This window comes from Frateuria sp. (genome assembly GCF_035943815.1).
In the GTDB taxonomy this organism is placed as follows: Bacteria; Pseudomonadota; Gammaproteobacteria; order Xanthomonadales; family Rhodanobacteraceae; genus Frateuria_A.
Window position 1 is genome coordinate 38,398 of sequence record NZ_DASZBU010000011.1, and the last position, 11,843, is coordinate 50,240.

An 11,843-nucleotide genomic window follows, 5' to 3' on the forward strand; every position below is an offset into this window, starting at 1 on the left:
GGTGCGGCCGGTGGCCTTTTCCATGGAGCCGTCCGCCGAGGGCTCGCTAGCGAGGAGAAGGCGCACATGCTCAATTCGACATTCCGGTGGACTGCCGGGCCGCTGGTGGTGGCGGCGATCGCCCTGGGCGGCTGCACGCACTACGTCAAGCAGGCGGATTTCGATTCGGCCATCGCCGAACTGCGCGCCAACGACCAGAAACAGCAACAGCAACTGGACTCGCTGACCCAGGAGATGCAACAGCGCTTCGCCAAGTACGACGCGCAGATCGCGCAGATGGGCGGGCGCGTGCGGCTGGATACCGCCGCGCACTTCGCTTTCAACGATGCGTCACTGCGCGACCAGGACAAACCGCTGCTGGACGACTTCGCCAAGGTGATCAGCCAGCACTATCCCGATGCGGTGATCACGGTGGAGGGATTCGCCGACCCGGCCGGCTCGGCCAGCTATAACCGCCGTCTCGGCGAGCGCCGTGCCAAGGCCGTGCGCGACTATCTCGTGCAGGAGGGTTTGTCGGCCGATCACCTGCGTGCGGTGAGCTACGGCGAAGCGGTCAACCGCCAGGTCGAGCGCGGGAAATCACGGGAAGTGGGTGCGGCAAACCGGCGCGTGACGCTGGTGGTGGATTTTGCCGGCCAGTCGGGTACGGCAGCCGCCCCCACCGGAACAACGACCGGCTAGACGCACGATCCGCCTCGCAGCGGTGGCTTTCGTCGTCGGCGAGCATGAAGGCCCTTCCCCGCGCGCGTCGGGGAAGGGCATCAGGCCGTGGCCGCCTCGACCAATCCAGGATTTCTACCGGGGGCTGCGGAGCCTCCGGTGTTCGCCGTGCGAGCTTTCCAGTTGCCGGCTGACGACTCATCGTGGTTCGAAGATGCGTGTGCTCAAGGGCGTCCGGACGCATGCGCGAGGATGATGCAGACGTCCCTGCGTAGGACGGGCATGCAGCACCGCAACACTGAATCGATTGCTGTGGAGGAGCCCGTTGACCGATGGCTAAGGGGTTCTTTATGCGCTCGCCGCTAGGGTGGTAACCGTTCGCCAGCTGGGCGGACTTTTCCCACTCAACAGGAGAACGCCATGAGCAACGACAAACGCGGTTTCGCCTCGATGGACGAAGACAAGCAGCGTGCAATCGCCAGCAAGGGCGGCAAGGCCGGCGGCGGCGACCACGCCACGCACGAACAGCACGTGCAGGCCGGCAAGCAGAGCAGCGGCGGCACGCACGAGCAACATGTCAAGGCGGGCCAGCAGAGCCACAAGAACGACTGATCACCCCCGTCGCAACTGAGAGCGTGAGAGCGAAGGGCGGCCGCAAGGCCGCCCTTCGCATGCGCGCACCGTTGGCTTGCCGGCATTCGACTGGCCGGCTCGTCTATGATCGCTGCGCCGCGGCCCGCGCCGGAAAAAGGGGGAGTAGCGATGAGATCTGTCCATGTCGTGCTGGTTGCAGGCATCCTGCTGGCGGGTTGTTCGCCGGCGGATCCGGGGGACGGCCATCCGGCCGCGCACGCCGCGGCGGCAGTCCCCGATCGGCCGCTCGACTTGTGCCAGCTGATGCCGCTGGCCGACGTTGCCGGCGTGCTGCAGGCCAACGGCGCCGATACCGTAACCGAGCAGAAGGCGGGCCCGGGCGGCATGTGCTCCTACCTGCACGTGCCCAGGCCGGGCGACTACCGAGCCAAGCTGCTGATCGACTTCACCCGCATGCCGTCGGCCGGACAGGCGCAGGCGGCACTGGCCATGCAGCGGCGCGACTTTGCCGATCGCGGCACCGCGGTGACCGCGATTCCCGGCCTGGGCGACGAGGCCTTCGTGGCCGAAACCGAAGGCAACGAGGGGCTCAAGCTCCGCGTGGGCCCTTACGTGGGCCAGATCAACCTGGGCATCGAGGGTCGGCCGCCCGCGTCCTTGCGTCCTGCGGTGCAGGCGCTGGGCAGGCAGGTGGTCGGGCGATTGCGCTGAAGCTGCAGGCGTTGCGGCGGGCAGCCATAATCGGCTGCCCCCAGGCCGGTTGGAGCCGCGATGAAGTTCCTGATGATGATCTACGTCGACGACGCGCTTCTGCAGGCGCTGCCGGAAGGCGAATTCGATTCCATGATGCGCGGCTGCCTGGCTCACGCCGACGAACTGCGCGAGGCCGGTTGCGTGCTTGGCTCCCAGCAGCTCGAGGCACCAGCCACGGCACGCTCGTTCCGTGTGCGCCAGCAGCGCAGCACGGTTTTCGACGGACCGTTCGCCGAGACCAAGGAATACCTGGCCGGCTTCAACCTGATCGAGGCGCAGGATATGGACGAAGCCGTGCGTATCGCGCAGACCTTCCCTTGGGCGCGTATCGGCGCAATTGAAGTGCGCCCGGTGCGCGACATGGATGCGGTGCGCGAGCGCGTCAACGCCCGCGTCGAGGCGTGAAAAAAAGGCCGCGCCCTGCGCGGGCGCGGCCAAAGTGGAATCCGACCACTGCCAGATGGATCGGTGCCGGCGGCGGAGGGACCGCGACGGCCTGCGCACGATAGGCGCCAGCTGTCTCAGGGATTCGGACCGCCCGTCCCGAAACACCGGTGCGGCTCATTCAGGCACCGGCTTCATCGTCTGCCCACATTCCCGAACCGGCCGGGAGGCCGGCCAGGCGTCTGCACGCAAAGCGCCCGGGCGGCTCACACCCCCTAGACGGGGGGCACGCGCACGATGGCTGCACCATTACTGGCTGCAAGGAGTAAGCCCATGCTGATTACCATCCTGGTCATCCTGGTGATCCTCGCGCTGCTCGGCATGCCGACCTGGGGCTACTCGCGGTCGTGGGGCTACGGGCCCAGCGGCGGCCTGGGCCTGATCATCGTGATCGTGCTCGTGCTCTGGCTGCTGGGCGTGTTCCACTGAGGCCTGTCCCCGGTTCGACCGGACGACGGCCCGCCTGTACGGCGCCGTGGGACAATGGGCTTCCCATCCCACGGCGCGCACCACCATGCTGGAACTGATCGGTTTCGACGGCGACGATACCCTCTGGCATAGCGAGGGTTATTACCAGGCCGCCGGGGCGGAATTCACCGCCATCCTGGGCCGCTACATCGACGTGACCGATCGCTACGTGCAGGAAGGCATGTTGGCGACCGAGCGGCGCAACATGGCCTTGTTCGGCTACGGAGCCAAAGGCATGACGCTGTCGATGGTGGAGACCGCGATCGCCATGACCGACGCGCGCATCGAGGCGCGCGACATCCATCGCATCGTGCAACTGGGCAAGTCGGTGCTTGAGCACCCGGTCGAATTGCTGCCCGGCATCCGCGCTGCGGTCGAGGCGGTGGCCGCCACGCACGCGGTCGTGCTGGTCACCAAGGGTGACTTGTTCCACCAGGAGAAGAAGGTCGCCCAGTCGGGCCTGGCCGACCTGTTCGGGCGCATCGAGATCGTCTCGGAAAAGAACGAGGCCACTTATCGCCGCGTGCTGGGCGAATTCGGACTGCAGCCGGCGCAGTTCGCGATGGTAGGCAACTCGCTGCGCTCGGACATCGAGCCGGTGCTGACGATCGGCGGCTGGGGCGTGCACATGCCCTATCACGTGACCTGGGCGCATGAGCTCGAAACCGGCTTGGACGGCCAGGAGCAGCGACTGGTCAGCATCGACGGGCCGGCCGGCGTTCCCGCCGCGGTGGCTCGGCTGGATGCGCTGGCCGCCATGTCCGTGGCCGCCGCCTGACAGCGCCATGGCCGCAGGCGCGCCGCGCGTGGTGCTGGACACCAACGTGTGCCTGGACCTGTTCTTGTTCGATGACCCGCGCTGTGCCGGCATCCGGACGGCGTTGCGCGAGGGTGCGGTCGAGGCGGTGACCTGTGCCGCCTGCGAGGACGAATGGCGCGAGGTGCTGTGCTATCCGCAACTGGCGCTGGACCCCGGTGCGCGCCGCCGTGCCTCGGTCGCGTTCGAGGCGTCGGTGCGGCGCCTGCCGGTGACGGACCCGGCGACCGTCGTGCCGCGCTGCGCCGATCCGGGCGACCAGAAGTTCCTCGTGCTGGCCGCGTGCGCCGGCGCGCGATGGCTGCTCAGCCGCGACCGGGCGCTGCTGGCGCTCAGCCGGCGCAGCCTGCGCCAGTGCGGTTTCGCCGTCGTCGCGCCGCAGGAATGGCCCGCGCCCTTTGGCCGTCCGGACGTCCTCGGCTACGGGCTGTCGGCAAAGCCCGTGTAGCCTTCGGGAAAGACCGGCGTGCCGTCGTCCTCCAGCGCCAGCACGGCCGCCAAGGCGTCGCTGGCGGCCTGTTCGGCGCGGGCCTGTTCGCGGAAGCTGCGGTTCTCGCAGATCGCGTAGTACACGGGGAAGCCGCGCCCCTCGCTCGGCGTCACCGCGAGCCAGGCGGTGTAGCGCGAGCCTTCGGGGCTCGCGCCGGAACGGACGAGATAGCGGTCGAAGTGGCGCTCGGCCATGGTCGTCGCTCCAATGCGGGAGCCGAAGTATAGCCAGGGGCTTGCGCCGTATCCCCCGCGGCGCTGAAATCGGTGCGAGGTGACTCGAATGCTGACGCCTTGCCCGGTGACGTGCCCATACTGCGGTGAGCCGATCGAGCTGCTGCTCGATGGATCGGCCGGCGACCAGAGCTATGTCGAGGATTGTCCGGTCTGCTGCCGGCCGATCGAGGTGCGCGTGACCCTCGATGGCAAGGGAGAACCATCGGCGCAGGTCGCCGGCGAGGCCGAGGGATGAGCCCGCTCTCGGCGTGGCCCCTCAGCCCAGCGTGATCCCCTGCACCGCCAGCGCCTCGCGTGTGCGCGGATCGCTCTCGGCAGTCACCGGGCGGGTGAGCTCCCACAACATACACGCGCGGAACCCCAGCGCCAGCGCATCCTGCGCGGTCCACAGCACGCACACGTCGCGTGCCAGGCCGCATACGTGCACCTGCGCCACGCCGCGCTCGCGCAGCCAGCCGGTCAGGCCGGTGGGCGGGCGCGTGCCGCCGGGGCCGTGGTTTTCGCGGAAGGCGCTGTAGGAATCGACCGCCGGGTCGGTGCCCTTGCGCACGACCAGGTCCAACGGCGTCCAGTCCACCGCCGGGTGCAATGCCGCGCCGGGCGTGCCGGCCACGCAATGCGTCGGCCACAGCGTCTGCGGCTGGCCGTGCAGGGTGATCTCCTCGAAAGGCAGGCGGCCGTGATGGTTGCTGGCGAAGGAGACATGCTCGCGCGGGTGCCAGTCCTGCGTGGCCACGACGTGCCGGTAGCGCCGCGCGCGCAGCAAGGCATCGATGCCCGGCAGAATCGCGTCGCCCTCATGGCAGGCCAGCGATCCGCCCGGCATGAAGTCCGGCTGCACATCGACGAGGATCAGCGCGGTGTCGTGAGGGTACGGGGGCATCGGTACAGTGTAGTTGCCGGGGCGTCGGCGTGGCCGCGCGGCGCGTGGGGCGCGGGCATAATGCGCAATCACGCCGATGGATGACTCCATGCACTACGACCAATCCTGGATGGGCTACAGCTGGATCGGCGGGCTCGAGGCCGGGGCGATCGCAGCAGGCGCCGGCGCGCTGCTGTTTCTGCTGTTCCGCTGGCGCACGCGCGGCACCTGGAGCCATGGCGCGCAGATGGCGTGGGCCTATGTGCTGGGCGTGGCGGTGGCCGCCAGCGGCGACGTATCGGACCTGTTCTATTTCAACTACGCGCGGCTGCAATCGATGCAGCTGCTGCGGGTGAAGCTGGCTGAAGTACACGATCCGGACGGCCTGGGCACCCGCGTGCTGTGCGAGCTGCTGGGCGTGGCGGTCGGGGTGGGCCTGGCCTGGTTCGCCAGCGAGTGGGCGGCTCGGCGCCGGTAACGGCGCCACTCAGCCAGGCTGCGTCACCGGCCTTTGCGGCACCTGTGCAGGTGCGAGCATCCTCGCGGCAAGCAGCCGCGCCTGCAGCCTGATTTCCGGCATTGCCGTGGATTCCCAGCGCGCGCCGCGCAGCAGGCTGCCGATGCCGAACAGGCGTGGCCAGGGCTTGCCGTCGTGGCAGAGCTGTCCGTCCATCGTGGCCTGGCAGCCGAGCCCGAACGGGTCGGGCGTCACGTGGCCGTTGGTCACCAGCTGGCGCATCAGTGGATGGGCGGTGCTGCGCACGTCGGTATCCAGGCCGACGGTCTGGATCGCCAGGTCAGCGGCCAGCGACGTGCAGGCGCCGGCGCGGCGCAGTTCGAGCCGCACGCGTCCCTGCTCCGGTTGCGCGCCGACAAGGCGCCCGCAGACGCGGCGCAGCCGGCCTTCTTGCTCGAGCGCCTGCACCTGCTGTTGGACCTGCGGCGGCAGGCGGTGGCGTGCGCGTTCCCACGCCCAGCGTGCGTGGCGCATGAACCGTGCGCGCTCGGCGGCGGGCAGGGCGTGCCACAGGGACGGCGTATTGGGGCGCAGGCTGTCGATCACCACGCGCCAGTCCTCGGTCGCGGCGATCGCCTCGCGCAGCAGGCGCAGCCAGCGGCCGGCCTCGGGTGCATCGCGCATGGCATCGACCAGCGCGCCACCGTCGTCCTCCGGCACGGTGGCCAGCGGCAGGTGTGCCTCTGGCAGGCGGCCATGGCGGGAGAAAGCGACGAAGCGCGCGTTCGGCCATTGCGCGGCCAGCTCCAGCACCACGTCCATCGCGGTCAGCCCCAGCCCGACCAGGGCGACCTCGCGGGGCGCGGAATCGGGCGCGGCACGGGCCAGCAGCGCCCAGGGGTCGATCACATAGCGCCCATCGGCAAGCAGGCCGGGGTCGATGCCTGCGAGGGGCCGCACCGGCAACGCGCCGATCGCCAGCACGGCCGCGTCCACGCGCGTGGCGCGCTCGCCCTGGACGACGGTGACGCCGTCCGCTTCCGGCACCATGGCATCAGCCGCGAATGGCACGACCCGCACGTCCACGCCGCGGTGGCGCGAACGGGCTAGCGCGTGCGCGGCCTCGCCCTCCAGGTACTGCCCGTAGAGCCGGCGCGGCAGGAAATCGGTGCCGGCAATCCCGGCATCGGTGCGCTGGGCGAAATCCAGGAAGCTGCGCGGACTGCCCGAGAACATGCCCATCGAGGCGGCGCGCACGTTGAGCAAATGCCGCGGCGATTCGGTGCCGTAGGCGACGCCGCGTCCCGGCCGCTCGGCGCCGCCGGTATACCAGTCCAGGTGCAGCGGTGCGCTGGCGCGCTCGACCAGCTCGCTGAGCAGAGCGACGGCAGCCGCGCCGCCGCCGATGATGGCGACCCGTCGAAACATGGCGTTCTCCGAGTGGGCTCAGCCCGGCAACGGGCCGGCGATGGCCGGGCGCGCCGGGTGCATCCGTTGCGAAATGGAAGGTGCGGTTGTGGCGTAGGCAAGTCCCGTACCGGGCGCACCGCCGAACAGGTGCAGGCTCAGCGCCGCCGCGCGGCCGGAAAGGTTGCGGCAACGATGCAGCCGCGATTGACCGGCATCGAACCAGATGGCATCGCCTGGGCCGAGCCAGTGATGGCCGTGCGCCAGCAGATCGCCGCCGTCGCCCCGGCGGCGCCAGGCTTCGATCTGCAGGGCGCCATGCAGCGGGATTTCCAGGCCCCAGCGGGCGCCATGGTCGTGCAGCACCGAAATGTGGTTGGCCGGCCAGGCGATCAGCAGCAACTGCAGGTCCTGCCTGCCCGTGCGCAAGGGGCGGATCAGCGGACCGGCGGCCGTGCGGAGCTTGCCGGCCAGCATGTGGAGGCCGTCCGCATGGCAGCGGACCGCGCTTCCCAGTTCGCGGGCGAGGATGGCCAGGTCGGGGTGCTTACCCTGGCAGTGCGACAGTGCGATGCGACGCAGCGCCTTCAAGCTTTGCCTGTGGTTGGCCATTGCGTGGAACCGTACGAAAAACGGCGCCCAGTGGAGCATGGGCGCCGTTAAGCGGTCGTAACCCGTCGCTATGCGCCGCAGCTAGAACTTGCGCAGTTCGAAACTCACCGGCACCCGTGCCCACGCACGGACGGCCCGGCCGGCCACGCTCGCCGGCTGGAAGCGCCAGGACGCGAGCACCTGCTCGCGGGCGCTGCGGTCCAGCAGTGGGTAGCCGCTGCCCCGCTCGACCACTACCTCGACCGGCTTGCCCGCCTCGTCGACCAGCACGCGCAGCAGCACGGTGCCGTGCATGTGCTGGCGGATGGCCTGCGCGGGGAACGTCAGCGGCGCGTTGCGGTAGGCGAGGCTGGCCTCGACCGGCGCGGTCGCAACGCCCTCCGGCGCGACGCCCGCAGAGGACGGCAGCAGGGTCGGCACCTGCACCGGCGGGGCCGCCGTGCTGCCCTCATCGCTGGCGCGCGGGACTGAGACGGCCGGCGGCGCGGCTGCTGGCCTGACATGGTGCGAAAGCGGCGCGACGTGCAGCAGCGGTGGCGGCGGCACGTTCACCGGCTTGGGCGGGTCGAGGAAACGCATGCCCATGGGAGCGCTGGCCAGGTGCGGCGTCGCCATGGGGGCCAGCGGCCGGGTGGCCGCCACGAACACGGTGAGGTTGATGGCCATCGCCGCGCTCAGCGCGGCGATGCGGACGAGGTCGGGCTGGTGGACGTGTGCACGGGACGAGGCCAGGTAAGCGGACGACATGGGCGATCCTCCTGACGGTGCTTGGCGATGTGGCGCAGGCACGCTGCATGGCGCAGAGGGGATCGTGCCGGCGCGATCGCAGCCTAGGCCTGTCGCAGCCGTGCGCGCAAGCGTGCGGCGGGCATTCCGCCGCCGCGGCTCTTGCAGCACAATTCGCCGGCGCGGCCAATGGGGGTCGCCGGGAGGCGGTCATGACGATGTGGAAGCAATGGGGCGTACTGGCGCTGCTGGTGGGCGGGCTGGGCTTGTTGCCGGGCGCGGCGCGCGCCGGCGAGATCTCCTGCAAGATGAGTTTTTCACTGTCGGGCTGGTCGGTGTTCTACAAGACCGCCAGCGGCAGCGGCACGGTCCGCTGCAGCAACGGCCAGAGCATGCACGTGAAGCTGCGCGCCAAGGGCGGCGGCCTGACCTTCGGCAAGACGCACATCGACAACGGCATCGGCAAGTTCACCGGCGTCTACGACATTCATGAGGTGCTGGGCCACTACGCCAACGCCGAGGCGCACGCCGGCGCGGTCAAGTCGGCAGGCGCGCAGGCGCTGACCAAGGGCAACGTCGGCCTGGCGCTGAGCGGCAAGGGCGAGGGCTGGAATCTCGGGGTGGCGTTCGGCGCGTTCATCATCGAGCAGTAGCGTCTCTGCAAAAGGACGTCCGGACGTCCGTCACAGAAGGCAGTACGCAGGGGTATGGTAAGGTGGCCGTCCGGTCGCCCCACCTGGAACTTCCCGCCATGCCCGCGCCGCCCTCTGTCGTCAGCCCGCCGCGCTACCGCTTCGGCGACGAGCTGGCCGCCGCGCTGATCCATGGCGTGGGCACCCTGCTCAGCATCGCCGGGTTGGCCATGCTGGTGGCGTTCGCCGCACTGCGCGGCGATGCCCGGGCGGTAGTGGCCTGTGCAGTGTTCGGCAGCACGCTGATCCTGCTCTACACCGCCTCCACCCTGTACCACGCCATTCCGGGCGAGCTGCCGCGACGGGTGCTGCGGACGCTGGACCACATCGCGATTTTTCTGCTGATCGCCGGCACCTACACCCCGTTCACCCTGATCGCGCTGCCTGGCGCCTGGGGCTGGGGCTTGTTCGGCACGATCTGGGCGCTGGCGCTGGCCGGCAGCGCACTGGAGCTGGGAGTACTGCGGCGAGTAGCGTCCCGTGGGCTCGCGGTTTCGATCTACGTGGCGATGGGCTGGGTCGCGCTGGTGGCCTTCGAGCCGCTGCGAACGCACCTGGCGCCGGGCGGGCTGGTCTTGCTGATCGCCGGCGGCGCGACCTACACGCTGGGCGTGCCGTTCTATCTGTGTCGCCGGCTGCCGTTCCATCACGCGGTCTGGCACGGATTCGTGTTGGCCGGCAGCGTGCTGCACTACCTGGCGGTGCTGCTGTATGTGATCCCCGACTGACCGGCGGGCCCGCTCCCTCCCGGGAGCGGGCCGGTGGCCACGGCCGCGGTCAGCGCGTCTGCTGCTGCGGGATGAACTGCGTGCGCACGGCCTCCGCCAGCTGTGCCGGCGGCAGCAAGCCTTGTCCGATCACGAAGTCGTTGAACGCCTTGCGGTCGAATTTCTTGCCCAACGCCAGTTCGGCCTGCAACCGCAGCTGCTGCAGGCGCAGGTAACCGTAGAAATACGCCGTCGCCTGGCCGGGGCTGTCGAAGGTGTAGCGGTCCAGTTCCTGGCGGGCCATGGCTTCGGACAGGCCGACCTCGCCCGTCAGCACGTCGTGGGCCCGTTCGCGGGTGATCAGGCCCAGATTGAGCATCGGGTCGAGCCAGGCGCGCGCAGCGCGCATCAGGCGCATCTGGTAGGCGGCGAACTGCCCGGCGGGCGGTTCGTAGGGGAGCATCTCCGATTCGGCGTACAACGCCCAGCCTTCCACGTTGACGCTGTTGAAGGCGAACAGGCTTCGCGCCAGCGAGACACCGCGCTCGACCATCGCCGCGAACTGCAGTTCATGGCCCGGACGGCCCTCGTGCGCGGTCAGCGACCAGGCGGCTGCCTTGAAGGTGAAGTCATCGTAGGACTGGCTCTGGTCCTTGCCGTTGCCCGGGTTGCCCATCGTGAGCACGAAGGTGCCGCGCTCGCCGTGGTTGTTGAGGAAGGGCGGCGGATCCATGTGCGGCGCGGGCACCTGCGCGGCCTCGGCCTCCGATGCCAGCCGCATCTGCATCTGCCGCTTGGGCAGGGTGATGATGTTCTCGCGGCGGATGGTGTCCTCGATATGGCCCAGCACCTGGTGGTACCAGGGCTCGACCTGGTCGCGCGTGAGCTGCTGTTTCTTCAGCGCCTGCCAAACCTGCCGATAATCGGTCGCATCGATGCCCTCGGCCTTGGCCACGGTCGGCGCCAGCACCTGCATCACGCCGCGCAACTCCATGAACTCGAGCTCGGCCTGCTTCATCAGCTGCTCGGGCGGAATGTCGATGCCTACCTGCTTGAGGTTGTAGGCGTACAACGGCTCGGGCAGGCGGAAGTCGGTGCGCGCGCGCGGCAGCACGGTGTTGCGCACCCAGGCGTCGTAGTTCTTCAGTTGCGCGTCCAGCGCGTCGAGCGCGGCTTTGCCTTCGGGCGTATCCAGCTTGTACTTGGCGAACAGCTTGCGGATGCCCTCGACGTAGCGAGGAGTGTTGGCGAGCTTCTGTTCGACCTCGCCCCGATAGGGCCCGAGCAACGCCTTGTCGCCGAGCTTGGCGGTGGTCTGTGCCTTGGCCTCCTCGATGATCGGCGTGCAGCCGGGCGCGGTGCCGACGTAGCACTGCAGGCGCTTGAGCGCGGCCGGGCGCCGGTCGGCCGCGACGTCGTCCTTGAGCAGCGCGAACTCGCCACTGAACACCAGCGAGCCGATGTCGTTGTACGGCAGCAGGTACTTGTCGTTGAGGTCGATGCCATCGATCTGCTCGTCGGCGGCCTGGATCATGATCTGCAGGTCCTGGCGCACATTCGGGTCGCGTTCCGTCGCGAGCAACCGCGAGAGCTTCGTCTTCGCCTCGGTCAGCGCGGCGCGCGAGCGCTGGTCCGCGCCGGCCTTGAGATCGGCCACCTGGGTGTCATAGCCGCTCAGGCCGACCTGGGTGGCGAATTCGGGGCTGAAGCGGGCGATGGTGTCGAGCAACACCTTGGCATCGGCATTGCTGCGTTCAACCCAGGGGGCGGGCGCGGCCTGCGCATGCAGCGAACCGGCGGCCAAGGTGGCGGCCAGGGCAAAGGCAAGGGGTCTGGGCATGGCGGCGGAGCTCCTCGGGTGAGCGGCCGAGCGTAAGGGGCGCGGCGTGGCCTCGCCTGTGCCGGAGGTCGCATGCCC

General features: G+C 69.5%; 17 protein-coding genes. 11 read left to right on the forward strand and 6 right to left on the reverse strand.

The annotated features are described in order from the left end of the window. The first annotated feature begins 66 nt into the window (after window positions 1-66). The 7 genes from VGU65_RS07315 to VGU65_RS07345 all read left to right on the forward strand — a co-directional run bounded on the left by VGU65_RS07315 (window position 67) and on the right by VGU65_RS07345 (window position 4,184). Window positions 67-681, forward strand: coding sequence for an OmpA family protein (locus tag VGU65_RS07315; protein WP_327474193.1), 615 nt, complete (start codon window positions 67-69; stop codon window positions 679-681). 399 nt (window positions 682-1,080) lie between these two features. Next, entirely contained in the window at window positions 1,081-1,272 is a 192-nt protein-coding gene (locus VGU65_RS07320; RefSeq protein WP_327474195.1) for a KGG domain-containing protein, read from the forward strand. A gap of 150 nt (window positions 1,273-1,422) precedes the next feature. After that, on the forward strand, window positions 1,423-1,965 hold the full coding sequence (locus VGU65_RS07325) for a hypothetical protein (RefSeq protein ID WP_327474197.1): 543 nt from the start codon (window positions 1,423-1,425) through the stop codon (window positions 1,963-1,965). A 60-nt stretch (window positions 1,966-2,025) separates the two neighbouring features. Continuing rightward, window positions 2,026-2,412: a YciI family protein gene (locus VGU65_RS07330; protein ID WP_327474199.1), complete on the forward strand. Its 387-nt coding sequence runs from the start codon at window positions 2,026-2,028 to the stop codon at window positions 2,410-2,412. Between the two features lie 312 nt (window positions 2,413-2,724). Then, complete coding sequence (locus tag VGU65_RS07335) at window positions 2,725-2,880, forward strand: DUF3309 family protein (RefSeq protein WP_327474201.1); 156 nt, start codon at window positions 2,725-2,727, stop codon at window positions 2,878-2,880. An 85-nt stretch (window positions 2,881-2,965) separates the two neighbouring features. Further along, complete coding sequence (locus VGU65_RS07340) at window positions 2,966-3,697, forward strand: HAD family hydrolase (protein WP_327474203.1); 732 nt, start codon at window positions 2,966-2,968, stop codon at window positions 3,695-3,697. Between the two features lie 7 nt (window positions 3,698-3,704). Then, window positions 3,705-4,184: a PIN domain-containing protein gene (locus VGU65_RS07345; RefSeq protein WP_327474205.1), complete on the forward strand. Its 480-nt coding sequence runs from the start codon at window positions 3,705-3,707 to the stop codon at window positions 4,182-4,184. On the opposite strand, the gene VGU65_RS07350 is transcribed toward VGU65_RS07345, so the two are convergent. Beyond that, complete coding sequence (locus VGU65_RS07350; RefSeq protein ID WP_327474207.1) at window positions 4,157-4,420, reverse strand: hypothetical protein; 264 nt, start codon at window positions 4,418-4,420, stop codon at window positions 4,157-4,159. The genes VGU65_RS07345 and VGU65_RS07350 overlap by 28 nt on opposite strands. 88 nt (window positions 4,421-4,508) lie before the next feature. On the opposite strand from VGU65_RS07350, the gene VGU65_RS07355 reads away from it, so the two are divergent. After that, the gene (locus tag VGU65_RS07355) at window positions 4,509-4,697 is read left to right on the forward strand and encodes a CPXCG motif-containing cysteine-rich protein (RefSeq protein ID WP_327474209.1); all 189 of its coding nucleotides are present in this window, start codon (window positions 4,509-4,511) and stop codon (window positions 4,695-4,697) included. A gap of 21 nt (window positions 4,698-4,718) precedes the next feature. Here the strand turns inward: VGU65_RS07355 and pncA are convergent, their stop codons facing one another. After that, a complete protein-coding gene (gene pncA, locus VGU65_RS07360) occupies window positions 4,719-5,345 on the reverse strand; it encodes a bifunctional nicotinamidase/pyrazinamidase (RefSeq protein ID WP_327474211.1) in 627 nt (208 codons plus the stop codon). A gap of 88 nt (window positions 5,346-5,433) precedes the next feature. On the opposite strand from pncA, the gene VGU65_RS07365 reads away from it, so the two are divergent. Further along, window positions 5,434-5,802, forward strand: a complete 369-nt coding sequence (locus VGU65_RS07365) for a hypothetical protein (protein WP_327474213.1) — start codon at window positions 5,434-5,436, stop codon at window positions 5,800-5,802. A 9-nt stretch (window positions 5,803-5,811) separates the two neighbouring features. On the opposite strand, the gene VGU65_RS07370 is transcribed toward VGU65_RS07365, so the two are convergent. From VGU65_RS07370 to VGU65_RS07380, 3 genes are all read right to left on the reverse strand, one after another. Next, entirely contained in the window at window positions 5,812-7,209 is a 1,398-nt protein-coding gene (locus VGU65_RS07370) for an FAD/NAD(P)-binding protein (protein WP_327474215.1), read from the reverse strand. A gap of 18 nt (window positions 7,210-7,227) precedes the next feature. Next, window positions 7,228-7,800, reverse strand: coding sequence for a cupin domain-containing protein (locus VGU65_RS07375; RefSeq protein WP_327474217.1), 573 nt, complete (start codon window positions 7,798-7,800; stop codon window positions 7,228-7,230). A gap of 81 nt (window positions 7,801-7,881) precedes the next feature. Beyond that, window positions 7,882-8,547 carry an energy transducer TonB gene (locus VGU65_RS07380; protein ID WP_327474219.1) on the reverse strand — a complete coding sequence of 222 codons (666 nt, stop codon included), beginning with the start codon at window positions 8,545-8,547 and terminating at the stop codon, window positions 7,882-7,884. Between the two features lie 197 nt (window positions 8,548-8,744). Between VGU65_RS07380 and VGU65_RS07385 the strand changes: the two genes are divergently transcribed. Continuing rightward, window positions 8,745-9,179 (forward strand): hypothetical protein, encoded by a 435-nt coding sequence (locus VGU65_RS07385; protein ID WP_327474258.1) that lies wholly within the window; start codon window positions 8,745-8,747, stop codon window positions 9,177-9,179. 98 nt (window positions 9,180-9,277) lie between these two features. Then, entirely contained in the window at window positions 9,278-9,946 is a 669-nt protein-coding gene (gene trhA / locus VGU65_RS07390) for a PAQR family membrane homeostasis protein TrhA (protein ID WP_327474221.1), read from the forward strand. A 49-nt stretch (window positions 9,947-9,995) separates the two neighbouring features. On the opposite strand, the gene VGU65_RS07395 is transcribed toward trhA, so the two are convergent. Next, a complete protein-coding gene (locus VGU65_RS07395; protein ID WP_327474223.1) occupies window positions 9,996-11,765 on the reverse strand; it encodes a DUF885 domain-containing protein in 1,770 nt (589 codons plus the stop codon). Between the last annotated feature and the right edge of the window lie 78 nt (window positions 11,766-11,843).